Source organism: Methylocystis parvus (genome assembly GCF_049675845.1).
Lineage (GTDB): Bacteria > Pseudomonadota > Alphaproteobacteria > Rhizobiales > Beijerinckiaceae > Methylocystis > Methylocystis parvus_A.
Map to the genome: position 1 here is coordinate 1,578,009 of NZ_CP187161.1, position 22,000 is coordinate 1,600,008.

Consider the following 22,000-nt stretch of genomic DNA (forward strand, 5'->3'; position numbering starts at 1 on the left):
GCCTCTTCTCGCGCCGGCCGGCGGCGCCTTGGAGGAGTAGAGTCGATGCCGCGAATGTTCGTCGGGATTTCTTGCGCATTGGCGTTCGCCACGTCGGCTGCCTGCTCCGCCGCTGCGCAGACGATCGATCTCTCTTCGTCCAAGGTGGTGGACCTGAGCCACCCTTACGACGCCAATACGATCTATTGGCCGACGGAGCCGACGGGCTTTCAACTCAAGCAGGAGCACAAGGGCCTCACCAAGGGCGGCTTTTTTTATTATTCGAACGCCTTCTGCTCGCCCGAGCATGGCGGCACGCATATCGACGCGCCGATGCATTTCGCGGAGAGCCGCTGGACCAATTCCGACATTCCGATCGATCGTCTCATCCGCCCCGCCGTCGTCATCGACGTGACCGAGAAGGCGGCGAAGAACGCGGACTATGCGCTCGCGCCCGACGACATCACGGCGTGGGAGGAAAAGAATGGGCGCATCCCCGACGGCGCCATCGTTCTATTGCGCACGGGCTGGAGCGCGCGCTGGCCGGATCGCAAGGCCTATCTCGGCGACGACGCGCCCGGGAAGGTCGACAATCTGCATTTTCCGTCTTACGGACCCGAGGCGGCCGCGTTCCTCGTCGCAGAACGACATGTCTCGCTGATCGGCGTCGATACGGCGAGCGTCGATATCGGGCCCTCGCATGAATTTCTCGTCCATCGCACCATTGGCGCGGCGAACGTGCCGGGGCTCGAAAATCTGATGAATCTCGATCAGCTCCCCGAGACGGGCGCGCTCGTCATCGCCATGCCGATGAAGATCGCGCAAGGCTCCGGCGCGCCCGCGCGCGTCATTGCCTTTGCGCCGCGCTGAGGGCCTCGGCGGCGTGGAAATCGTCCAGCACCGATTTGATCGGGTGCGGCTCGACAAAGACCTGGCCCGTGAAAGGATGATCGTAGGACACGATGACGAAAAGCCCCAGGAAGACGATCGACGCCAGACCGCCCGTCATCGTCACCTGCGATTTCAAGTTTTCGAGCCCGAAGAAAAAGGTGAAGGCGATCGTCAGCACCGCGCCGAAAACGAGCATCAGCCATAGCGCCGACGGCACGACGCCCATCGCATGATGCAGGCGTCCGCGCCGCGCCTCCGTTATGGCGGCGAGCTCCGACATGATCTCGACGCCCACGGCCTGACGCTTGGTTTCGCCGAACTGTATCGCCGCCGAGTAGAGCCGGTCGAGGGCTCTGGCCGCTTTCTGTCCCTCCTGCTCCACCGCCATTTTCGGCCAGTCGTCCTCGAGCGCCGCGGTCAGGTAATTGTCGAGCGCCGCGCGCATCGAGCGCGCACTGGGTTCGTCGACCGCCGAGATGCGATAGAGCGTCGCCGCCGCGCCGGCCTCCTTGAGGACGAGCGCTTCCGCCTCGTTGAACTTGTCCCACACGGCGACGATCGCGAATGCGAGGATGACGGCGTAAATCACGCCGACGGTCGCGAATTTGAACCCGGCGATCTCGTTGTTCTTCACGAGCACGGAAAGCGGATAGCGTTTTCTGACAATGATCGGCCCGAGCATCGCGAGCGCGGTGGGGACGACGACGGTGAAGAAGGCGCCGAGCCACAAGGGCAACGCGCATAGGAAGAGCAGCAAATCTTTTCCCCCGGATTGCGGCGATTCGCGCCTTCAAAGCGCGAACGGAGCGAATTCAGGCTGAGCCGAAGCCGCCTGTCAAACGGGAAAAGAGATGGCCGCAGGAAGTTTACGGTTAATTAATTCTTTTCAATTTTCCTTGAATCCGCGCGAGTTTCGATTTCCGCCTCCGACGGAAACCCTCGCGACGCGAGGCGCCCATGAACCTTCTCGAACTCGGTTCCCTGCTCAGCCCGAGCGACGCCGGCGGCGCCCGTAGCGCCAAGCCCCGCAAGGCCTATGACGACCGCGCCGGAGCCGCTGTGCTTCGACGCGCCGGAAAGAGCGCCCCGACGGCGGCGCTGCGCGGCGATCAGGGCTCGGCCCTGCTCGCCGCCCGCCGCAAGACCGAGACAGAAGACCGCCTCGGCCGTCAATTGCGGGATTTCTATCAAAAGATGCTGCGCGAGCCGGTTCCGGAGAGGCTCGTCGAGCTCGTCCAATCGCTCGACGAAAAAGACCGCTGATCCTCGAGCCCCCTCAGCGCACGACGACGCGGGTTCCCTTCGAGACGCGCCGATAAAGGTCGATCACGTCGGCGTTGAGCATGCGGATGCAGCCCGACGACACGGCCTGGCCGATCGTATCCGGCTCATTTGTGCCGTGGATGCGGAACATCGTGTCCTTATTGCCCCGGAAGAGATAAAGCGCGCGGGCGCCGAGTGGATTCTCGATCCCGCCTTCCATATGGTTCGGCAGGTCGGGGCGCCGCAGCAGCATTTCTTTGGGCGGCGTCCAGCCCGGCCAATAGGCCTTGCGCCCCACCTGCGCCTCGCCCTTCCACAGGAAGCCCTCGCCGCCGACGCCCACGCCATATTCATAGGCCCGACCCCCGCCCATCGAGAGGTAGAGCTTGCGCGCCTTGGTGTCGATCGTGATCGTCCCTGCCGGCCGGCCCGTCGGATCGTCCACGACTTCGCGCGTCGCGACGCTGGGGTCGATCTGGTCGTCGTAATCGAGCGGCGTCGAATAGGCGGGATCCGCGTCGGGCGGCAGGGAGGCGAGCCGCGTTGGACGGCGCGCGCCCGGCCCGGCCCGGCCCGGAGCCCGCTCCTCTGGACCATAGTCCCCGTAATCCTGCTCCTGCGGCGAAACGCTCCTGCCCCGCCGCGCGCGCGTCGGCCTGTCGAAGTCGCCGTAAGGATCGGCTTCGTAGGGGTCCGCCAGCCCGCGGTCATAGGCGTAGGGATCGCCCGGCTCGGGCGCATAGTAATTCTGTCCGGTCGCTGCTTTCTGTCCTGCAACCAAGGACACGGAAACAGCGAGGAGAAGGAGGTGGTTTCGTCTACGCAAGGTTTGAACCCGTCATCTAGCCCCGTCCGCTCTTTTGGGCCGCAAAGGCGGCAAAAAGGCGGAAAGGCGCCTGAAGGGATCCGATGCACGCATCGATTGCCGACCTGACAAATTCCAATCGAGACAAATGTAGGCGCCGGGGAAATAGGATTTTACGTTTTATAGATCAATGATCTAACAGATGCGCAATCATCTGAGAGCGGTGCATTCAGAGAACTTTGCAACCAGAGCCTGCACGGCTCGCGGCCATAGAGATTTTTCTTGAAGATCGATCTTATACACCTGTCACTCGCCGTATTCGTCGCTTACTTGGCTGCGCCTGTCGCGCCCACGCAGGCGGCCGGTTTCGACGACGCGGCCATTCTCGCCCGATCCGGGCCTGTCTCGATCGGCGGCATGCTGCAGGGCAGCCCTGTCTGGGAAAACTGGCGGAGCCGCTTCGTCACCGCTGGCGGCCGCGTCGTCGACACGGGCAACGGCGCCTTCAGCCATAGCGAGGGCCAGGGCTACGGCATGCTGCTCGCGACGGCCGCGGGCGACCGCGCGACCTTCGACCAGATCCTGACCTGGACGACGCTCAATCTCCACATCCGCAGGGACAATCTCGCGGCCTGGCGCTGGACCGGGCAATCGCGCGCCAAGCAGGACCCGCACAACGCCACCGACGGCGACATCCTGATCGCCTGGGCGCTCGCGGAAGCGGCCGATTACTGGAACGATCCGGGCTATCTCAGCGCGGCGCAGGCGATGACGAGAGACATCACGTCGAAGCTCGTGAAGTCGACCCGCGCCTTCGGCGCCGTGCTCATGCCCGCCGCCGAGGGCTTCGGCCCCAGGGAGCGGCCGGACGGGCCGGTGGTCAATCTCTCCTACTGGGTGTTTCCCGCGTTCTACCGCCTCGCCCAGATCGACCCGACCTTCGACTGGAACGCCGTGATGCAAAGCGGCCTCGACCTGATCGGCCGCGCGCAGTTCGGCAAGGCGAAGCTGCCCAGCGACTGGCTGTCGCTCGCGAAATCGACCGTGGCGCCGGCGCAGGGCTTCGACGAACGTTTCGGTTACGACGCGCTGCGCATTCCGCTTTACCTCTACTGGGCCGATGCGGTGACGGCCGACCGCCTGCGGGTTTTCGACGCGGCGTGGTCGCAAGGGGCCGCGATCGTGCCCCACCAGGGCGCTGGCGAGAACCTCGCCGAGCCGGGCTATCAAGCCATCGCCGCGCTCCTGCGCTGCAGTTGCCAGGGGACGCGCTACCCGGCGAGCTTCTATCGCTTCTCGGAAAGCCAGAACTATTACCCGGCGACTTTACATATTCTTTCGCTCATCGCCGCGACCATGCGCGGCGGCCCCTGCCTCGACGGGCGTGAAATGAGCCAGATTCTGGCGCATAATTGGCAGCCCCGAATCGGCTCGCTCGAAAGGATCGAAACCGGCCTGGAGGCCCCGGCGTATGTGCGGACGCCGCCAGAGGCAGACATAACGACGCCGCCCGCCCCGAAAGCCGGCCGCGCTACCTCATCGAAGAAACGCACTGCCGCCGCGGAGGCTGGAGACATGCCGCAAGACGCCGATATCTTCTCCTACCTGCGTGTGATTGCAGGCTCGTTCACCGTCCTCGCCGGCCTGTATTACTTACTGAGCCGCGCCGACCAGGAGCCCGAGGAAGATCCGACCGAGGCGCAGACCCGCGCCCCGTGGAAGCCGGCCCCGGGCCAGTACGACGTCGTGCCGCGCACGCTTCCGCAGAATCCGTTCACGTCGTCGAACCGCGTCGACGTTCTCGCGGATGAGATCGAAGCGGCCGCCGCGGCCTCCGTGCGGCTCAGCCGCACCGTCGGCCTCATCTATTTCGAATTTCCCGCTCTGGCGGCGTTCGAGGCCGAGAATGACGCGGAAGGCGCCGACCATCTCATCGCCTCGCTCGCGCAGGATTTCCGTCGCGCGCTTCGCGAGACGGACCATGTCGCGATCCTCAATCGTAGGCAGATCCTCGTCTCGATCTGCCTTCTCGCCGGCCGGAAAGATCTCGAGACGGTGGCGTCGCGTCTCACCGCGGCGGCGCGGCGGCGCGATCTTATCGACGAAGGCGCGCCGTCCCTGCCCGCCGGCCTCGCCATCTATCCGCTCGACGGCTATAGCGGCCTCGAACTCATCGAGTCGGCGAGACGTCATTATCGGGAGCTGAGGCCCGAGATTCCGGGGCCGGAGGACCACGCCGAGGCTTTCGTGACGACGCCGACGCACCAGCCGCAGCACCATACGCGCAAGCGGTCGAGGCGCCGCCCCTCCCGCAACAAGGCGCAGACGCCGCAACCGGTCGCCTGACGCGCCGCTGAAAACAGAGATCGCCCGCATGGAGACATGCGGGCGAATGTTTTTCACGCGGCGGTTTTTCAGAAAGAGGCGGCTCTTTTCCTTGAAAGAAAATATCAACCACGGCGGCAGGCGGCTTGAGACGGGCTCTTCCGCGCAGCGCTTCTCTGCGCGTCAAAATCATCAAAAGGCGCGCTTTTGGACTGCGACAATCAGCGCAGCCTGAGGAACCTGGTCCCGCGCAATTTTATCCATCGGCGGCAGCAAAGCTTATGGGGTGCGTCGACATTGTCGCCGCCGAGGAGGTTCTCAGACCATGTTGAACTTTGCGACTTTCAGCGACGCGACGCGCAAGGCCCTCGCATCCTATCTCGGCTCCCGAACGATGCGCGACATTGTCGTCGCCTATCTCATCGTTCTCGGCGCGCTCGTCTTCGCGATATGCGACGCGCAGGCGCTGGCGCCCAAGACGACCATCCACACTTTCCAAGGCGGGATCGACGGCGGCTTCACAATGTGAACTCGAAGTTCTGGACCGAGGCGTTCTCTACGCCTTCGCCGACGACGCGGACGGCTCGGACGCTATGGCGTCGTGAGGAAGAGCGGCTCGGCTGGCTACGGCGCCTTGTTCAAGCTGAAACCCGACGAGGACAATCAGCCCTGGACCAAGCGGACGGGTAAGCGCCTCTTCGAAAAACTAAAATACGCGAAGGGCCGGGACCAACCTCCCGGCCCTTCTTTTTGAGTTCTCGCGCCTATTCTTCCTTCCGCCCGCGCTTGCCTTGGCCGCCTTTGGCGATAGCTCATGCATCAATGCGACGGTAGGGAGAGCGGAATGCGCGCGCGCCTCTTTGGTTCGATCTGCTTCGCCTTTGCATTCGTCTTTGCGCAGGGTTTGGCGGGCGCCGAAGAGACGCAGAAACCCTCGCCCGCGCCCCAAAGCGGCGAGACCAAAAGCGGCGAGACGCTGAGCGAAAAACTCGATCGCCAGAAGGGGGTCCTGAAGCCAAAACCCGGCGTCGACCCCCAGGCCGAGATACCGCCTCCGGCGCGAAACCCCGACTCCATGCCGGTCATCCGGCCCCCCAAAACGCCGGGGACGGAAGCGAAGTAATCGAGCGGCGCGGGGCGAGGATCGTGACCACATATCTCTATGGAGACAGGGGATCGACGCAAGCCGTCGCCGCATGGAAAGCGGCGGAGGCGACGGGCCTTGCGATCGACCAGGCGATCGTTCGCCTTCCGCTTCGAAAGCCGGCGCGCCTGCGTATCCAAGACAACCTGTCGCCGGGCGACATGCTCGTGGTGGACGAACTGGGCGCGCTTGGCGAGGACTATCAGGAAATCGTCGACGCCGTGCGCGAACTTATGCGGCGCAAGGTTTCGCTGCGCTCGATCGAAGACAATCTGATTTTCAACGGGCTCATCGACAGCGCGGCCGAACAGGCGTCGCGCGACGCGCTCATCGCCTATGTCGCCGCGACGACGATCGACAGGAATGCGGCGCGGCGGGCGGCGCGGACGCGCGCGGCGCTCCTTGTCGAAAAACCGGCGGAGCAATGGGAGGGAAAGGCCGGCCGCCTGCAGTTTCGCGTCATCGCCGGTCAGCTCGCCGCATTCGCCGCGGCGGTTTATCTGCTCGGTTTCCTCGGGCCAGGGCATCGTCGCGACCCGCCCGATGTTCGCTCCGAAACATTTCTGGCGGAGCGGAACCGCGCCCTGAGCGCGCCGCCCGCACTGCAGGAGACAACCGAGGAAAGCGCCGGCGCGCGCCATCTGCAATCGCATTCCGACGCTTACGCGGCCATGATCGCCGCCGCCGACGAGAACAAGAAGAACGCAAAGGCGCTGGGCTTGTCGCCGCAGCAGCAGCGGCTCGCCTATGAGACGGTCGTCAACTGGCGGTCGGCGCGGATTGGAAACGCCGACTTCAAGCCTGAGATCGGCGCGACGGTGCCGCGCCGCGCGCGCCTCGCGATCTTCCCGCGCAGATTGGTCGCGCAGGCGCCGGGGCTGCGCGATTACCGCTTCGTCGTGCGCGACCAACGCGTCGCCGTCGTCGATCCCGCGACGCGACAGGTGGTCGGTCTGCTGACCGACTAGCCGCCAATCCGGCTATTTCACTGTAAAACCCTGCTCGACGAAGAGCGCCTTCGCCGGCTTGCTCTTGAGGAAAGCGAGGAGCTTGCCGGCGCCGTCGCCCGTCGCGGCTGACGTGGCGGCGATCGGATAGACGATCGGCGGATGCGAATTCGCCGGGAAGGAGGCGACGATCTTTACCTTGGGCTCCGATTTCGCGTCGGTGAGATAAACGACGCCAAGCGGCGCCTCTTCGCGCGCGACGAACATGAGCGCCGCGCGGACATTGTCCGTGAAAGCGAAATGCAGTTCGACCGTCGACCACAGATCGAGCTTCTCGAGCGCCGCCTTGGCGTATTTGCCCACGGGCACGGAAGCGGGATCGCCCGTCGTGACTTTGCCCGCGCCGATCGCCGCCGAGAAAGCCTCCCTGGTGAAAGCGAGCTTGTCGAGCTTCGCGGTTCTCGGCGCGACGACGACGAGGGCGTTGCCGAGGAGATCGGCGCGTGTGTCGGCTTTGATGAGGCTCTTCCCCGCGAGATAATCCATCGACGCCTCGTCGGCGGCGAAGAAGACATCCGCCGGCGCGCCCGATTCGATCTGCTTGGCGAGGGCCATGGAGCCCGCATAGCTGATCTTCAGCTCGATCCCGGTCTTCGCCTTGAAGGCCGTCGCCGCCGCGTCGAGCGCGTTTTTGAGGCTCGCGGCCGCAAAGACCGTCACCGTCGGCGCCCCCGCCTGAGTCGGCGCGGCGGGCGCCGGCGCCTCGGCGCGAAGGGCAGACGCTGCGAAGGCGAGCGCGAGAGCCAAGGCAATCCCAGAAAATCTCAACATGGCGAACGTCCTGGTTGGCGTCGGCGCCCTGCGCCGCTGGGGCTGGAGCCATGTGCTTCAGCTTGTCTTCTTATGCTTATTTTATTGCCTGGACCGAGTCATGCGTAAATTTCACACAGCATGACCTAGATTTTCATCATCTAGCGGGACGTATGCCCGTAATTCAGGGCGCTAGGACGCGCGCCCCGCCTTCCTTCATGTGCGAATCCATGCGAATTTTCCGGAAAGCCGGAGAGGGGATGGATGTCCGACTATTTCACCACGCGCGAACTGGCGGCCCTGCTGCGGGTGAAGGAGCGCAAGATCTACGATCTCGTCTCCGGCAAGGCCCTGCCGGTGCGGCGCGTGACGGGCAAGCTCCTGTTTCCGAAAAAGGAGATCGAGGATTGGATCGCCGCGAGCCATGACGGCGGCGCCCAGCCGGCGAAAGCGGCGGAGACCGGCCCCCTGCCCCTCATCATGGCGGGCGGCCACGATCCGCTGCTCGATTGGGCGCTGCGGGAGTCCCGCTGCGGCATCGCCGCGCTGCTCGACGGCGCACTGGACGGGCTTGCGCGGTTCGGGCAGCGCGGCTGCCTCGCCGCGGGCCTGCACATCCCCGACGAAACGGCGACCCAATGGAACGTCGCCGCCGTGAAGCGCGAATTCGGACAGGAGCCCGTCGTGCTGATCGAATGGGCGAAGCGCACGCGCGGCCTGATGTATCGGCCGACGGAAAAGCGCCGGATCGCGAAGCTCGCGGATGTCGGCAAGCTGCGCTTTCAATCGCGCCAGCCGGAGGCCGGCAGCGAACTGGTGCTTTCGACCCTCCTCGCGAAGGAAGGGCTCGGCAAAGCCGACCTCGAGATCGTCGACGCGGTCGAGCGCACGGAGACGGATCTCGCAATGGCGATCGCCGCCGGCCGGGCCGATGTGGGGCTGGGGATCGAAGCTGTGGCGCGGCAATTCGGCCTCGCTTTCACGCCGCTCGTTGTCGAGCGCTTCGACCTTCTGGTCTGGCGGAAAAGCTATTTCGATCCGCCTTTTCAGAGCTTTACGAAATTCTGCGCTGGCGACGCCTTCAGGTCGCGGGCGCAGACGATGGGCGGCTATGACTGCATCCATCAGGGGGCCGTGCATTTCAACGGCGCATAAGCGTCTTTCTAAGTAGTTTCACGAGTTGAGAGGGGATCAAAAGCGCGGCAGTCTGTATGGAACCTAGTCCTCAGAGTGCAAGAAGATGTTGAGCGTTGAACAACTTAGCGCCGTTTCAGGATTGCGCGTCGGCGCCTTGGTGCTGGGCGTCAGCCCGTCGCCCAAGCATCGGGTGCTTCTATCCTCCTACCTGCTCAATTTGTGGCGAGGCCCCGAGGCTGTGCGCGAGATGCTCGTCGCCGACTACCGCTCGGCGATAGAGATCGGAGCCCCCGCGCGCGCCGCGGATCTGTTGCTGGTGCTGCGTCAGTTCCTCGACGATTTCCCCGAGGCCTGCCTCGCCGCGGGCGGCTGCCTTCGTCACCAGTGACGCGAATGTCCACGATCACCCGAAAAGAACTCGCGGACGCGATCCGCGAACGCCTTCCCGACCTCACGCAACCGGAAGCGATGCGTTTGTTCAACGAGGCGTTGGAAGAAATCGCCGCAGCCGCCGCCTCGGGCGAAAATGTGAAGCTGTCTGGCTTCGGCTCCTTTCTGGTTCGCGCCAAGCGGGAGCGCGTCGGCCGCAACCCGAAGACCCGTGAGGAAGCGAGAATTTCCCCACGCCGGGTAATGACTTTCCATCCGTCGCTGCTGCTGCGGGCGGCAGTCAACCGGCCAAAGTCGCACGGGCCAGACGACGACCAGCCCTTCCACGATGGCGAGCGTCCAGAACCGGCGCCGGCCGACGCGTTAGCTTCGGAATAGCAGCCGCCAATTGCGCAGTTTCGATTTGTCAAAATCAATCATTCGTTTCGGAGGCGCGGTCCTGGCCGTTGTCGTCGCGACTGCATTGAGGCTTTGGTTCAGCGGCTTTCTCAGCGAGCACCCCTTCATTCCATTCTTTTTAGCCGTCCTGCTGGTCATCGCGTTCGCCGGCGCAGGTCCGGGCGTCGTGGCGACCATGCTTTCCGCAGCGATCGCCGCATACGCCTTCATGCAGCCGGTCGGCACGCTCTCAATCGCCGCGCAGGAAGATTACCTCCGCCTGCTGATTTTTGTCGGCATGGGCGTGTCGCTGAGCCTTGGAGCGGACTGGATGCGTCGTCGACGCGACGCGGAGCTCGAAGCCGCGACGGCGCGGGCGCAGCAGGCGGCCATCGACGCGCTGACGCGTTCCGAAAACGCCCTGAAAGACGCCGACCGGCGCAAGGACGAGTTCCTCGCCACGCTTGCGCACGAATTGCGAAATCCCCTGGCCGCCATGCGCAGCGCGACCTATGCGCTCGAACATGAATTGCCCGAGGAAACGCAGGAAAAGCGGCGCGCGCTCGCGATCATCGATCGGCAGCTCAATCAGCTCATCCGTCTGGTTGACGACCTCCTGGAGGTGTCTCGCATCACGACTGGAAATATCGCGCTCAAGAAAGAGCGCGTCGATCTGGTGGACGTGTTGCGTAGCGCCGCGGAGTCGGCGCAGCCGATGATCGCCCGAGGCGCCCACGCCTTCGAAATCGACGTGCCGGCGGCCCCGATCATTCTCGACGGCGACTCCACCCGTCTGGCGCAGGTTTTCACCAATCTCCTCAACAACGCCGCCAAATACACCGATCCCGGCGGGACGATCCGCCTCAGCGCCGAACGGTGCAAGGACGAGGCGGTCGTGACGGTCCGCGACAACGGCATCGGCATTCCACCTGAAATGCTGGGCGACATCTTCGACTTCTTCAGCCAGGTCGACCGCCGGGACAGGCGCGCTCAAAGCGGCCTCGGCATCGGACTAGGGCTCGTGAAAAAACTCGTCGAGCTCCATCAGGGGACCGTCGAAGCCGAAAGCGGAGGCGCGGGAAGCGGCAGCGCGTTCATTGTTCATCTGCCCCTCGCCGAGGCGCGGGCCCAGCGATGACGCGCGCAAGCCCCTGATTTTCAATGCTTCCCGCGTTCCCCTGCGGGAGGATACTTAAATTTAACCTTTAATTTTCAACTTACGGCTATCCATTTTTAAACAAGACTGTTCAGGCCATGTCAGAGGCAACTTCGGATGAGCGGCACGGCGGCGAGGCGGCGACTCTTCCGTTCGCCGACCGGCTGTTTTGGCTTTCGCTCGTCATCATGGTTTTCGGCGGGGGGACGTGGCGAGTGTTGCAGCTCGGACTTGAGCAGGCCGACACCCCGCGCGTTGCGACCAGTCGCCCGCAGCGCGGGTTTTCGATCGATCCCATGCCCACGGCGTCGATCAATACCCAGCGCGCGAAGCGGTCAGGCGCGCCGATCTCGATGAAACAAAAGCCGAAAGCGCCCGCGCCCGTCGCCAGCCAGCCCCGGTGAGTCGGGCCAGGGACGCGCGACCCGTCAGAACCGCAGAAAGCCGAAAAATCCCTTTTTCTTCTTGAGCCTTCGCGCTTCGGCCTCCTCGAGCCGCACAGCCTTCCTCAACTCAAGGAGCTTTTCGTCCGGAATCGAGAAGTCGATGGCGGCGAGGCCCAGACTCTTGCGCGCCTCTTCGTATTTTTGCTGCGCATAATCCGCCATCGTCTTGGTCGCCATTTCAGTCTCCATGAAACAAAGGGGCGCAACCTCGCGCCCGCGCCGGGTCGAAAACCTAAAGGTCCGGCTGTGCGAAGGGCAAGCTGGACAGTTTGGTGCGCGCTGTGAAGAAAATCTTCGCTAACGCGTTGCCGGCATTCAGCGAGGCGGGCAGTCCGCATGGCCCTCGTCAGGAACGAGGCGAAGCTCGGTAAGGGTTATCGAGAATCTTCCCGAAGTCGTCAGGGTGAATGGCGATGCGATGCGGGAGAGATCCGCGCCCGCGCTTCGAAAGCAGGAGAGTTTGATCCTCTCAATGCGCCATTCATCCTTGGGCGAAGGCGCGAATAATTTCGAGGCGTCGATGGCGCCGCCGCATTGCGGGCCGCAGGAAACGCTCAGGAGCACCGGGTTGGCGGCCGCGGCCTCGACCCGGTAGCGAACCACCAGCGCCATGTCGCCATTGGCCTGCCGCGTGAGATCGACGACCGGCCCCGTCACGGCGAATGCGCCATCGCCTGACCAGTCGAGACGGCGCCCATTCTCCTGCGCGCCGGCGTCGATCGTCGTTTGGGCGACCGCGCCGCTCAACTGGAAGCGCCACGGCGCCTGTTCGCGGCCATTGAGGAAATAGCGTTCGAGGTTGCGGGCCTCTCTTCGCGCGCCGGGGTCTTCCGAGAGCAGTGCAAGTTCGGCCGGCTGCGCATAGCTGAGCCCATAGCCATAGGCGAACTGGGGCGCGTAATTTCCCTCCGATTGGTGGCCCGGAACGCGGTCAGCGCGACTGGGCCAGGAGAAGGAGAGCCTGCCGCGAAAATCATGGCGCGCACGGCCGTCCTTGTCGCCGATCAGCACATCGGCTACGCCGGCGCCTTCGCTCCCCGGAAGCCACGCCGCAACAAAGGCGTCGGACGCGTTGATATGCGGATTAGTCCAGAGCGGCCGGCCCGAGAGGAAGATGGCGACGACGGGGACGCCCTTCGCCTTCAGCTTGCGCAGCAACGCGAGGTTCGGCCCCCCGCCCGCTTCGAATTCGAGGGTGTCGATATCGCCCTGAAACTCTGCGTAAGGGGATTCCCCGAAGATGACGAAGGCCGCGTCGGGGCGCGCCCTGAATTCTCCGTCGGCCGAGAGTTCCGCCGAGCCTCCGCCTGCTTCGAGCGCCGCCCTCAGGCCGGTATAGATCGACTGGCCGTTTGGGAAATCCGCATTCGCATTGCCGAGGCCCTGCCAATTCAGCGTCCACCCGCCGGATTGCTTGCCGATGTTATCGGCGCCGTCCCCCGTCACGATGACATGCGCGGAACTGCGCAGGGGGAGAGTTGCGCCATTGTTCTTCAGGAGAACGAGCGACTCTCTGACGGCGCGCCGGGCGATGGCGCGGTGCGCGGCCGCGCCGAGATTTTCGAATTGTCCGGCGAGCGGCGAGAAGCCGTCCGACGCGCCGAAGACGAGCTTCGCGCGCAAGATCCGGCGGACGGCATCATCGAGCCTTTCCATCGGAATCCGGCCGTCGCGCGCCGCCGCGAGCGTGTTCTCGAAGAGACCCTTCCAACTGTCGGGCGCCATGAAGAGATCGACGCCGGCGTTCAGCGCCCGCGGGCAATCGGTCGGAGTGCACCCCGCAAGCTGGCCATGCGCGTTCCAGTCTCCGACGACGAAGCCCTCGAACCCCATGCGCCCTTTCAGGACATCGGCCAGAAGCGTTTTGTTGCCGCTATGCTTGACCCCGTTCCAGCTCGAAAACGAGGCCATGACGGAGAGCGCGCCCGACTCGATCGCGGGCGGATAGCCGGCGTTGTGCAACCGAATGAGCTCGTGCTCGGAGATGCGCGCGTCGCCTTGATCGACGCCGCCCTCGGTCGCGCCGTCGCCGAGAAAATGTTTCGCCGTTGCGAGAATATGGCCGGCCTGCATCGATTGGCCCGCCGCCAGCTCGCCCTGGAGGCCAAGCGCCATCGGCCCGGCATAGCGCGCGACGATCTCCGGCTCTTCCGAATAGCCTTCATATGTGCGGCCCCAATGGATGTCGCGCGGGATCGCGAGCGTCGGCGCGAAGGTCCAATTGAATCCGGTCGCCGCGACCTCCTTCGCGGTCGCTTCGCCGATGAGCCTGATCAATTCCGGATCGCGCGCCGCACCGAGCCCGATGTTATGAGGAAAAACCGTCGCGCCCACGATCTTGCTGTGGCCATGGACCGCGTCGACGCCAAAGAGGAGCGGGATCGGAACATGCCCTGCCCGCGCTTCCATCGCGACGTCCTGATAAGCCTTCACGAGCGCGAGCCAGGCAGCCGGTTCCGCATGCGTGTTGCGGCCCGGCGCGGAGTTGCCGCCGGCGAGCAGGGCGCCGAGCGGATAGCGCCGCAGCTCTTCGGGCCGGATCGCGGACACATCGGCCTGAATGGTCTGGCCGACTTTCTCCTCGAGAGTCATGGAGGCGATGAGACTCGCGATCTTCGTCTCTCGCGCCGCGTCGATGAATGCGCCGGGGCTTGCCGTCTTGGGCCAAAGCTCGGGATGCGCCGTTCCCGCCTCCTCGGCGAAAGCAGGAAGCGCTGCGTCCAACAGCATGAAGATTGCGAGCGCCAGTCCCCGCCGTCCGCCTCGACGGAGCAGCCGCGGCATCATTCCGCTCCCGCCAGCGAGGGCGCAATATCGCGGCCCCGTATAGGTTCGCGCGCGGCGGCGAAGGCGAAGCCCGCAATGATCACATAGGAAATCATCGGCGCCAGAAACGCGAAGCGCAGACCAATCGTGTCGGCGAGAAATCCCGTCGCCAGCGGAAGGATGGCGCCTCCGATGATCGCGGCGCAGAGAAGCGCGGACGTCTGCGCCGTGGACGCGGTCGAGCGCTCCAACGTGAGCGTGAAGATCGTCGGAAACATGATGCTGTTGTGCAAGCCGATCAGCAGCGCGGCGATGGCCGCGACGATCCCGTGCGACTGCGTGACGAAGAAGCAGAGCGTCGCCGCGCCGACAGCCGCCAAACCCAGAATGCGCGACGCGGCGAAGCGCGCGAGCATTATGGATCCCGCGAAGCGGCCGATCATCGCTCCGAGCCAGTAAAGCATCAGGAGCTTTCCGGCCGTTTCGAGCGAAACGTCGAGCACGTTCTTTTGATGCAGGAAATTGATCATGAGGCTGCCGACGGAAACCTCCGCGCCGACATAGAGAAAAATAGCCAAAGCGCCAAAGCGCGCCCAGGGCGAGGCCAGCGCGCCTGCCAGCGAAGGACGACACGCGAGCGTCGATTCCGGCGCTTGCGACCCCAGCGCCTCTCGCGTCGCGAGGGCGAGGATGGTCAAGCCGATGATCAGGACCGCGATGACGAGGAAGGAGGCGTTGATGCCCTGCAGGGTTTCCTGCCGTCCGGCCGCCGACGCCGTGTCCGAGAAGACGCCGCCCCGCAACATGATCATCGTGCCGAAATAGGGCCCGATCACCGTGCCAAGCGAGTTGAAAGCCTGAGAGAGCGTCAGACGCAAATGCGCATGCTCCGGCCGCCCGAGGCTGGCGGCGAGCGGATTGATCGTGACCTGAAGAATGGTCAAGCCGCTCGCGATGACAAAGAGCGCGACGAGCACCAGCCAATAGGCTTCCATTCCCGTCGCGAGCGGCATGACGAGAGAGCCGGCGGCGGTGATCGCCAGCGCGGCGAAGGCCGCCCTTCCATAGCCGACGCTCGCAACGATCCGTCCTGCGGGCAGCGACACGAGTCCGTAGGCGAGGAAGAAGGTGAACTGAGTCAGCATCGACTGCGTAAAATTGAGCTGAAACACCGCCTTTACGCTGGGGATCAGCGGATCGATCACCGAAGTGATGAAACCCATCGCGAAGAACAGGGTCGTGACGACGGCGAAGGAGCGCTGGCTGCGTTGCGGCTCGCTCATGAAGCGATCTCCATTTTCACGCGATGCGATCGCCCAAGAGAGGCCAAAGACTTCAAGAAATAGTAACCGCGCCGAGCGCCCCGCAGGCATGGATGAACCTCCCGATCCTCTTGCCTCTCCGGACACCGGCGCGGCTTCGGCGCCCGCGCGCGCGGGACCGACAATGCCCCGACGAAAATCGGTTGCAAAATGAGACGACCGGTCATACAGTGCCGCCATGAGCCGCCGCGATCCGAACGAACTCCGCAACGCCCTGTTGGAAAAGGGCGTCGCCCTGCTCATGGAGCAAGGATATCACGGCACGGGCATTCAGGAGCTGGTGCAGAGCGTCGGCGTGCCGAAAGGCTCCTTTTACAATTACTTCCCCAGTAAGGAAGCCTTCAGCGCCGAGGTGGTCAAGCACTATATCGACCCATTCATCAAGCAGCTCGATCACCATCTCCAACGCAAGGACGTGAGCGCGGACGTTGCGTTGCGCGCTTATTTCGACGAGCTCATCGAAGAGACGGAGCGCAGGGATTTCAAGGGCGGCTGCCTTCTCGGAAACCTCATGGGCGAGATCGGCGACACCAGCGAACTCGCGCAGACATCCTTGCGCAGCGCAGTTCATCGTTATCGCGACAAGCTGCGCGAAGGGCTTGCGCGCGGACAGCGCGAGGGAAACTTTCGCAAGGACATGGATGCCAAAGACATGGCTGATTTCCTCGTTAATATGTGGCAAGGCGCGCTTCTGCGCGTGAAGATCGAACGGTCCGTGCGTCCCCTCACGCAGTTCTGCGACATGTTGCTGAACGGCTACTTCCGGGCATGAGCTTTTTTTGCCCGGCAATAAGACGACCGGTCATTTTAAGACGCGCCCTAGATAAACTGTTGGAGAAAAACATGCCGAAATTCATCGTCGAGCGTGAAATCCCGGGCGCGGGGCGAATGTCCGCGGCCGATCTGCAAGGGGTCTCCCGCAAATCCTGCTCGGTTCTTCGCGATCTCGGGCCGGTCGTGCAGTGGGTCGAGAGCTTCGTCACCGACGACAAGATCTACTGCGTCTACATCGCGCCCAGCGCGGATCTCATCCGCAAGCATGCGGAACTCGGCGGCTTCCCCGCCAATCGCATCAGCGAAGTCAAGTCGATCATCGATCCCGCCACGGCATAGGCGGATCGGCGCAAGAGGGAGGAAGAAATGAAAGCTGTTGAGATCCGCCGCCGCGCATTTCGGCGCGCCGCATTTGGCTCGTGCCTGTCAATCACGATTCTGGCGCTTTCCGCGACGGCGCCCGCGCGAGCCGACGAAACCTGCAACTCGCCCTTCATGACGGGTCTCATCAAGGGGCAGGAGCAATTTCTGCATGTCTGGACCCTCGGCGAGAAAGGCGTCGGCGACGAGTCGGACAAGCTCGTAACGATCGACGTCGTTCCCAACTCTTCGACTTACGGGAAAGTCATCAACACGATTTCCGTCGGCGGGCGCGGCGAGGCCCATCACATGGGCTTCACCGACGACCGCAAATATCTTTGGGCCGGTCGCCTCGACGACAGCAAGATTTTCATCTTCGACGTCGGCTCCGATCCCTCGAAGCCGAAACTGGTCAAGATGATCGACAATCTCGCCGAGAGCACGGGCTATGTCGGCCCGCATACCTTCTACGCCTTGCCTGGACGCATGCTGGTGCAGGCGTTGTCGAACAAGAAGGATCATGGTGGCGTGACCGGCCTGATCATTTACAACAATGCGGGCGATCTCGTGTCCACGACGCCTATGCCGCTCGACAATGGGGGCGATGGCTATGGCTACGACATCGCCATCAACCCCGGCCAGAACCGCATGCTCACGTCGAGCTTCACCGGCTGGACCAATTACATGATGGATATGTCCCAGCTCATCCAGGACAGCTCCGCGATGAAGAACTTCGGCAACACGATGGTTCTTTGGGACCTGAAGGCGATGAAGCCAGAAAAGGTCTTCTCGGTCCCCGGCGCCCCGCTCGAAATTCGCTGGGCGCTGAAGCCCGGCGCCGATTGGGCGATCACCGCCGGCGCGCTCACCTCCAAGCTTTATCTCATCAAGCAGGACGAGAACCATCAGTGGCAGGCGAAGCCTGTCGCCGATATTGGCGATCCTGCGAAAATCCCTCTCCCCGTCGACATCTCGATCTCGTCTGACGCATCGTCGCTTTGGGTGAATACCTTCATGGACGGCACGACGCGGCTCTTCGACCTCTCCAATCCCGACGCGCCGAAGCAGGTCTATTCAAAGAAAATTGGCGCGCAGGTGAACATGGTCTCGCAAAGCTGGGACGGAAAGCGCGTCTATTTCACGACCTCTCTGCTCGCCAATTGGGACAAGAAGGGCGCCGACAACGAGCAGTTCCTGAAAGGCTACTCCTGGGACGGCAAGGAGCTGAAGGAAGACTTCGTCGTCGACTTCCACAAGGAAGGACTCGGGCGCGCGCATCACATGAAATTCACCGCGCGGACGCAGAAGGCCGGACTGTGACCTGCCCTCGCAACATAACGAAGGGCGTTCGCGCGCCCTTCGTTCTTGCCGCGGCGCTCGTCTGGCTTTCGGCGGCCACCAATTCGCGCTGCGCCGAAGCCGTCGCCCCGGCGGTTGCGAATTTGCCGGCGGCGGGCAGTTACGTTCTGCAACGCATTCAGCGCGTCCCGGACGCGCAATTGCTCGACGCGGACGGCAAGCCAGCCGCGCTTTCCTCATATGTGAGCGGCGCGGTGACGGCGCTCGGTTTCTTCTACGGCCATTGCGAAGACGCCGCCGGTTGCCCCGTCGCATGGTCGACTTTCGAAGCGGCCCGGAAGGCCGCCGCGTCGGACCCCCTCCTTGAAGGTCGGTTGCGATTGCTCTTCGTCAGTCTGGACCCGGCGCGCGATACGCCAGCCGTTCTGCGCCTTCTCGGGGCCGCCGAACAGGACGGCCGCGCCCCGCCATGGCTTTTCCTCACGGGCGCGTCCGAGCAGGACATCACGCCGCTGCTGCATGCCATGGGACAGGATACAGGCTACGAAGTCGATCGCGCAGGCCGGCGAACCGGCGTGATCAATCACATGTTGAAAGTGTTCCTGATCGACCCGCAAGGTTGGGTTCGGGAAATCTACAGCACGGCTTTTCTCACGCCTGAAAATCTCTTGAACGATGCGCGCACGCTCGCCCTCGCCTTTCCCGGCGCGCGCAACATGCCGAAGGAGCGGTGACATGCCCGGCAAGCGACGCTGGCTTTTCCTCGCTCCCTTGTTGAGCCTCTCTGCATGCGCCGCCGTGGCGAAAGAAGCGCCGCGACCTCTCGGCCTGCCGCCTGTTCCCGCGAACATCGCCGGTGCGGTCGAGATGCAGAAATTGGGCGAAAGGCTCTTCTTCGACCGCAGCCTCTCCGCCAATGGCACGCTGTCCTGCGCAATGTGCCATATCCCCGCGCAAGGTTTCGCCTCCAATCAAAGCGCGCTGTCGATTGGAATGGAAGGCCGCATGCTGCGTCGCAACGCGCCTTCCCTGTACAATGTCGTCTTCAAGCAGTTTCTCTTCCATGACGGACGCGAGACCGATCTCGCCGCGCAGGTCTGGGGGCCTCTGCTCGCCGCCGACGAAATGGGAAACGCCGGAATCGGTCCGCTCCTTAAGCGACTGCGCGAGAACCCTTCCTACGGCCCGTCTTTCGATACCGCATTTCCCGGTGAAGGCGTTTCGATGAGCACGCTGGGCCGGGCGATCGCAGCCTATGAAGCAACATTGCTGCGCGGCGACAGCCGGTTCGATCGCGCCTTTTTCGGCGACGAAAAAGACGCGCTGACGGCGCAAGAATGGCGCGGCTTCGAGATCTTCTCATCGAAAGGCGGCTGCGCCGCGTGTCACACGATCGAAAAGGACGACGCCCTCTTTACCGATCAATCCTTCCACAACACCGGCGTCGCATTTTCGAGGCGACAAGCGTCCGGATATATCAAGGTCGAATTGGCGCCTGGCGTCGTCAAGAATGTGAACCTCTCTGCGACGGGCCTCGGCGAACCGCCATCACGGAGTGATGTGGGCCGTTCCGAGATCACGAACGATTCGGCCGATCGCTGGGCCTATGCGACGCCGATGTTGCGGGGCGTGAAAGAGAGCTGGCCTTATATGCATGATGGCAGTTTGACGACGCTGGAACAGGTCGTCGAATTTTACGATCGCGGCGGCGGCGCCAATCCAAACCTCGATCCGAAAATCAAGCCGCTCGGCCTCACGCCAGAAGAGAAAGACGCGCTGGTCGCTTTTCTCAAAGCGCTTTAGCGCGGCGAGGACAGCCGACGGCAGCCGGGATCATTCCTGCACGAGCAGATTACGGTAAGGCGTTTCCTCGAATCTCAAAGGCAGAGACGAGGAGCCGACATATATGTAATAGGCTCCGGGGCTTCGGATTGGCAGTTCCGCTTCGTAGAGACCTGCTTCGACTTCGTGGGACGGCGCCTCGGCGCGGGACAGCCCCGGAGCGGCGTAATAGAGGACCCGCACGTCCGTCAGCCCGGTTTTCAACTCTCCGGACAGTGGGTCTTTCAAACGAAAGCGCCAATGCACGACGTCCCCCGGCGTGGCGCGCGCCGGAACGTCGAGATATTCGATCGCAGCGGCGTGGACAGTTCTTATGCGCGAGGGGCTGGGACCCGCTCTCACATGAAAACATTCGTTCACGCGGGGCGCGCCGAGCATGAAACCGACATCGTAATCGCCTGCCGCCGGGATTTTGGCGCGACCCGTATAAACGCCCGGCGCCGTCTCCTTCAGGCCATGGTCGATTACGTCGACGGCGGCGACCTCATGCCCGGGATTTCGGAAGCTTCCCGAGGGCGCCAGCATGCCCTCCATGTAATAGTAGATCAGATTGTCTGCGGGATTGGCCACGACCATCGCCGCTTCGCCCACCGCCGGCGATATTGAGGCGCCGAGGCCGAGACCGGCGACGCTTCCGGGCGCGAGGGCGCCCGCCGCGAAGGCGCTGGTCTCGGCCGCTGAACCCTCGCCGAGATGCGAGAGCGGAATCATGCCGACATTCTCGCTGTCGAGCGCGCGGACATAGGCGAATGCCTGCGAGAAAGCGATCTGATAGGGCCGCGCCGCGACGGCGACCTCCCGAACGAGCCTGTTCGTGGAAATCTCGATGACATGCACGAGATTTTCTTTGCTGTTCAACACGAGCGCCCAACGACCGTCCGGCGTGATCCCAACAGGGCCCAAGCCCGGCTTTGCGCGGATCCTCGAGACGATGGCGGGTTGATCGCCCTGAATGACGCTGACGACGCCGCTGACGCCGTCAGCCACATAGACGGCCTGCGCCATCTTCGAAGAAGCGAGCGCGATCGGCGCCGGGCCCGTGGCGATATCCTTGATCCTTTGCAAAGACGCAATGTCGATGACGGAAACATCGCCTCTTTCACGATTGCTGACAAAAGCGAAACGATCGTCATGCGAGAATGCAAGTTCGTGATGGCCTTTTCCTGTCGAGAAGCGCGCGACGATTTTCATCGTCGTCGGATCGATCACCGTCACGCCGCCACTGTCAGACGTCTCGCCGTCATTTCCGATCCACAGATATCGACCGCTCGCCTGCAAAGCGATACGCGTCGGCCTTGTCCCTGCGTCGACCAGAGCACCGACTTTGAAGCTCTCCGCATCGATCACCGCGATCTGGCCAGATTCCGGCAGCGTCACATATAGCCGCCGGCTGTCGGGCGACTTCGCCCAATCGGCAGGCGGCTTCGGTAGCTGGATCGTCGCGAGCAGATTCGTCTTGCCCGCAAAACCGACCAGCGGATCGATGATGGAGAGGCTGGCGTCGCGGTTGAAGGCGACGATGTAATAGGCGCTGAGATCGACGGTGGGACGGTCCCCGGCGGCGCCCCTGAGGATTTTTTCCATCTTTCTCTTGCAATTTGAACTGGCGCGCTCACTTCGCTCGACAGCGCCCGTGTCCAGCCAGGCTCCAGGCGCCAACCCCTTCATCGGCTGCTGGGACGTTGCGTCGCGGATGCTGAAGCGCAATTGCGCCTCCTCGCCTTCGACGAGGTCTCTCTTTGAGTCCCGCCCTGTCGCCGTGAACTCGATGATCAAGCCTTTGCGTTCGACGCGATCCGGCGTTTCGACGGGGGCGCCTTGCATCTGCGGCGTCGTCGCCGCAGCGATTTTCTCATCTGCGACCGCCGGCAACGCGATGGCCGTCGCGAGAATGTGCGCCGCGATCCGAAATCGCGCATTTCCCAGAAATTTGCTCATCGAGAGTGAAGACCTCTCATATTCAGTT

23 protein-coding genes are annotated in these 22,000 nt (G+C 63.5%); 16 read left to right on the top strand and 7 right to left on the bottom strand.

Annotated elements, in window-relative coordinates; genetic code table 11:
- The first annotated feature begins 45 nt into the window (after positions 1-45).
- Entirely contained in the window at positions 46-849 is an 804-nt protein-coding gene (locus tag ACPFMJ_RS08095) for a cyclase family protein (protein ID WP_424363303.1), read from the top strand.
- Here ACPFMJ_RS08095 and ACPFMJ_RS08100 read toward each other — a convergent pair.
- On the bottom strand, positions 827-1,627 hold the full coding sequence (locus tag ACPFMJ_RS08100) for a DUF4239 domain-containing protein (RefSeq protein ID WP_424363304.1): 801 nt from the start codon (positions 1,625-1,627) through the stop codon (positions 827-829). The two genes, ACPFMJ_RS08095 and ACPFMJ_RS08100, sit on opposite strands and share 23 nt — an antisense overlap.
- Positions 1,628-1,827: 200 nt before the next feature.
- Between ACPFMJ_RS08100 and ACPFMJ_RS08105 the strand changes: the two genes are divergently transcribed.
- On the top strand, positions 1,828-2,133 hold the full coding sequence (locus tag ACPFMJ_RS08105; protein WP_424363305.1) for a NepR family anti-sigma factor: 306 nt from the start codon (positions 1,828-1,830) through the stop codon (positions 2,131-2,133).
- A gap of 13 nt (positions 2,134-2,146) precedes the next feature.
- On the opposite strand, the gene ACPFMJ_RS08110 is transcribed toward ACPFMJ_RS08105, so the two are convergent.
- Positions 2,147-2,959 carry a L,D-transpeptidase gene (locus tag ACPFMJ_RS08110; RefSeq protein WP_424363306.1) on the bottom strand — a complete coding sequence of 271 codons (813 nt, stop codon included), beginning with the start codon at positions 2,957-2,959 and terminating at the stop codon, positions 2,147-2,149.
- 261 nt (positions 2,960-3,220) lie between these two features.
- On the opposite strand from ACPFMJ_RS08110, the gene ACPFMJ_RS08115 reads away from it, so the two are divergent.
- The 4 genes from ACPFMJ_RS08115 to ACPFMJ_RS08130 all read left to right on the top strand — a co-directional run bounded on the left by ACPFMJ_RS08115 (position 3,221) and on the right by ACPFMJ_RS08130 (position 7,375).
- The gene (locus tag ACPFMJ_RS08115) at positions 3,221-5,284 is read left to right on the top strand and encodes a glycosyl hydrolase family 8 (protein WP_424363307.1); all 2,064 of its coding nucleotides are present in this window, start codon (positions 3,221-3,223) and stop codon (positions 5,282-5,284) included.
- Positions 5,285-5,588: 304 nt separating this feature from the next.
- The gene (locus ACPFMJ_RS08120) at positions 5,589-5,792 is read left to right on the top strand and encodes a hypothetical protein (protein WP_424363308.1); all 204 of its coding nucleotides are present in this window, start codon (positions 5,589-5,591) and stop codon (positions 5,790-5,792) included.
- Between the two features lie 315 nt (positions 5,793-6,107).
- On the top strand, positions 6,108-6,386 hold the full coding sequence (locus ACPFMJ_RS08125; protein WP_424363309.1) for a hypothetical protein: 279 nt from the start codon (positions 6,108-6,110) through the stop codon (positions 6,384-6,386).
- A gap of 23 nt (positions 6,387-6,409) precedes the next feature.
- Complete coding sequence (locus tag ACPFMJ_RS08130) at positions 6,410-7,375, top strand: DUF1236 domain-containing protein (protein WP_424363310.1); 966 nt, start codon at positions 6,410-6,412, stop codon at positions 7,373-7,375.
- A 12-nt stretch (positions 7,376-7,387) separates the two neighbouring features.
- Here the strand turns inward: ACPFMJ_RS08130 and modA are convergent, their stop codons facing one another.
- Positions 7,388-8,185, bottom strand: a complete 798-nt coding sequence (gene modA, locus ACPFMJ_RS08135; RefSeq protein WP_424363311.1) for a molybdate ABC transporter substrate-binding protein — start codon at positions 8,183-8,185, stop codon at positions 7,388-7,390.
- Between the two features lie 243 nt (positions 8,186-8,428).
- On the opposite strand from modA, the gene ACPFMJ_RS08140 reads away from it, so the two are divergent.
- From ACPFMJ_RS08140 to ACPFMJ_RS08160, 5 genes are all read left to right on the top strand, one after another.
- The gene (locus tag ACPFMJ_RS08140) at positions 8,429-9,319 is read left to right on the top strand and encodes a substrate-binding domain-containing protein (RefSeq protein WP_424363312.1); all 891 of its coding nucleotides are present in this window, start codon (positions 8,429-8,431) and stop codon (positions 9,317-9,319) included.
- An 85-nt stretch (positions 9,320-9,404) separates the two neighbouring features.
- Positions 9,405-9,689 (top strand): hypothetical protein, encoded by a 285-nt coding sequence (locus tag ACPFMJ_RS08145; protein ID WP_424363313.1) that lies wholly within the window; start codon positions 9,405-9,407, stop codon positions 9,687-9,689.
- Positions 9,690-9,694: 5 nt separating this feature from the next.
- Entirely contained in the window at positions 9,695-10,069 is a 375-nt protein-coding gene (locus tag ACPFMJ_RS08150) for an HU family DNA-binding protein (protein ID WP_424363314.1), read from the top strand.
- Positions 10,070-10,154: 85 nt separating this feature from the next.
- Entirely contained in the window at positions 10,155-11,207 is a 1,053-nt protein-coding gene (locus tag ACPFMJ_RS08155) for a sensor histidine kinase (RefSeq protein WP_424363315.1), read from the top strand.
- A gap of 116 nt (positions 11,208-11,323) precedes the next feature.
- Complete coding sequence (locus ACPFMJ_RS08160; RefSeq protein ID WP_424363316.1) at positions 11,324-11,629, top strand: hypothetical protein; 306 nt, start codon at positions 11,324-11,326, stop codon at positions 11,627-11,629.
- 24 nt (positions 11,630-11,653) lie between these two features.
- On the opposite strand, the gene ACPFMJ_RS08165 is transcribed toward ACPFMJ_RS08160, so the two are convergent.
- The 3 genes from ACPFMJ_RS08165 to ACPFMJ_RS08175 form a co-directional block, all read right to left on the bottom strand.
- Positions 11,654-11,848 carry a hypothetical protein gene (locus ACPFMJ_RS08165; protein WP_424363317.1) on the bottom strand — a complete coding sequence of 65 codons (195 nt, stop codon included), beginning with the start codon at positions 11,846-11,848 and terminating at the stop codon, positions 11,654-11,656.
- Positions 11,849-11,986: 138 nt separating this feature from the next.
- A complete protein-coding gene (locus tag ACPFMJ_RS08170) occupies positions 11,987-14,458 on the bottom strand; it encodes a glycoside hydrolase family 3 protein (protein ID WP_424363318.1) in 2,472 nt (823 codons plus the stop codon).
- On the bottom strand, positions 14,455-15,720 hold the full coding sequence (locus ACPFMJ_RS08175; protein ID WP_424363319.1) for a sugar MFS transporter: 1,266 nt from the start codon (positions 15,718-15,720) through the stop codon (positions 14,455-14,457). The genes ACPFMJ_RS08170 and ACPFMJ_RS08175 overlap by 4 nt, the downstream gene beginning before the upstream one ends.
- A 217-nt stretch (positions 15,721-15,937) precedes the next feature.
- Here ACPFMJ_RS08175 and ACPFMJ_RS08180 point away from each other — a divergent pair, with 217 nt between their 5' ends.
- From ACPFMJ_RS08180 to ACPFMJ_RS08200, 5 genes are all read left to right on the top strand, one after another.
- Positions 15,938-16,531 (top strand): TetR family transcriptional regulator C-terminal domain-containing protein, encoded by a 594-nt coding sequence (locus ACPFMJ_RS08180; protein ID WP_424363320.1) that lies wholly within the window; start codon positions 15,938-15,940, stop codon positions 16,529-16,531.
- A 71-nt stretch (positions 16,532-16,602) separates the two neighbouring features.
- Complete coding sequence (locus ACPFMJ_RS08185; protein WP_424363321.1) at positions 16,603-16,872, top strand: DUF4242 domain-containing protein; 270 nt, start codon at positions 16,603-16,605, stop codon at positions 16,870-16,872.
- A 27-nt stretch (positions 16,873-16,899) separates the two neighbouring features.
- The gene (locus ACPFMJ_RS08190) at positions 16,900-18,213 is read left to right on the top strand and encodes a selenium-binding protein SBP56-related protein (RefSeq protein ID WP_424363322.1); all 1,314 of its coding nucleotides are present in this window, start codon (positions 16,900-16,902) and stop codon (positions 18,211-18,213) included.
- Positions 18,210-18,926, top strand: coding sequence for an SCO family protein (locus ACPFMJ_RS08195; protein ID WP_424363323.1), 717 nt, complete (start codon positions 18,210-18,212; stop codon positions 18,924-18,926). The genes ACPFMJ_RS08190 and ACPFMJ_RS08195 overlap by 4 nt, the downstream gene beginning before the upstream one ends.
- Before the next feature lies 1 nt (position 18,927).
- A complete protein-coding gene (locus tag ACPFMJ_RS08200; RefSeq protein WP_424363324.1) occupies positions 18,928-19,995 on the top strand; it encodes a cytochrome-c peroxidase in 1,068 nt (355 codons plus the stop codon).
- 30 nt (positions 19,996-20,025) lie between these two features.
- On the opposite strand, the gene ACPFMJ_RS08205 is transcribed toward ACPFMJ_RS08200, so the two are convergent.
- Complete coding sequence (locus ACPFMJ_RS08205) at positions 20,026-21,972, bottom strand: YncE family protein (RefSeq protein WP_424363325.1); 1,947 nt, start codon at positions 21,970-21,972, stop codon at positions 20,026-20,028.
- Positions 21,973-22,000 lie beyond the last annotated feature (28 nt).

Bases quoted from the DNA above. Each gene is read 5' to 3' on its own strand.
- ACPFMJ_RS08175 (WP_424363319.1), bottom strand. From the start codon at position 15,720: ATGAGCGAGCCGCAACGCAGCCAGCGCTCCTTCGCCGTCGTCACGACC.
- ACPFMJ_RS08205 (WP_424363325.1), bottom strand. From the start codon at position 21,972: ATGAGCAAATTTCTGGGAAATGCGCGATTTCGGATCGCGGCGCACATT.
- ACPFMJ_RS08125 (WP_424363309.1), top strand. From the start codon at position 6,108: ATGCGCGCGCGCCTCTTTGGTTCGATCTGCTTCGCCTTTGCATTCGTC.
- ACPFMJ_RS08165 (WP_424363317.1), bottom strand. From the start codon at position 11,848: ATGGCGACCAAGACGATGGCGGATTATGCGCAGCAAAAATACGAAGAG.
- ACPFMJ_RS08095 (WP_424363303.1), top strand. From the start codon at position 46: ATGCCGCGAATGTTCGTCGGGATTTCTTGCGCATTGGCGTTCGCCACG.
- ACPFMJ_RS08120 (WP_424363308.1), top strand. From the start codon at position 5,589: ATGTTGAACTTTGCGACTTTCAGCGACGCGACGCGCAAGGCCCTCGCA.
- ACPFMJ_RS08200 (WP_424363324.1), top strand. From the start codon at position 18,928: ATGCCCGGCAAGCGACGCTGGCTTTTCCTCGCTCCCTTGTTGAGCCTC.
- ACPFMJ_RS08105 (WP_424363305.1), top strand. From the start codon at position 1,828: ATGAACCTTCTCGAACTCGGTTCCCTGCTCAGCCCGAGCGACGCCGGC.
- ACPFMJ_RS08150 (WP_424363314.1), top strand. From the start codon at position 9,695: ATGTCCACGATCACCCGAAAAGAACTCGCGGACGCGATCCGCGAACGC.
- ACPFMJ_RS08160 (WP_424363316.1), top strand. From the start codon at position 11,324: ATGTCAGAGGCAACTTCGGATGAGCGGCACGGCGGCGAGGCGGCGACT.
- ACPFMJ_RS08140 (WP_424363312.1), top strand. From the start codon at position 8,429: ATGTCCGACTATTTCACCACGCGCGAACTGGCGGCCCTGCTGCGGGTG.
- ACPFMJ_RS08180 (WP_424363320.1), top strand. From the start codon at position 15,938: ATGAGCCGCCGCGATCCGAACGAACTCCGCAACGCCCTGTTGGAAAAG.
- ACPFMJ_RS08170 (WP_424363318.1), bottom strand. From the start codon at position 14,458: ATGATGCCGCGGCTGCTCCGTCGAGGCGGACGGCGGGGACTGGCGCTC.
- ACPFMJ_RS08145 (WP_424363313.1), top strand. From the start codon at position 9,405: ATGTTGAGCGTTGAACAACTTAGCGCCGTTTCAGGATTGCGCGTCGGC.
- ACPFMJ_RS08190 (WP_424363322.1), top strand. From the start codon at position 16,900: ATGAAAGCTGTTGAGATCCGCCGCCGCGCATTTCGGCGCGCCGCATTT.
- modA (WP_424363311.1), bottom strand. From the start codon at position 8,185: ATGTTGAGATTTTCTGGGATTGCCTTGGCTCTCGCGCTCGCCTTCGCA.
- ACPFMJ_RS08185 (WP_424363321.1), top strand. From the start codon at position 16,603: ATGCCGAAATTCATCGTCGAGCGTGAAATCCCGGGCGCGGGGCGAATG.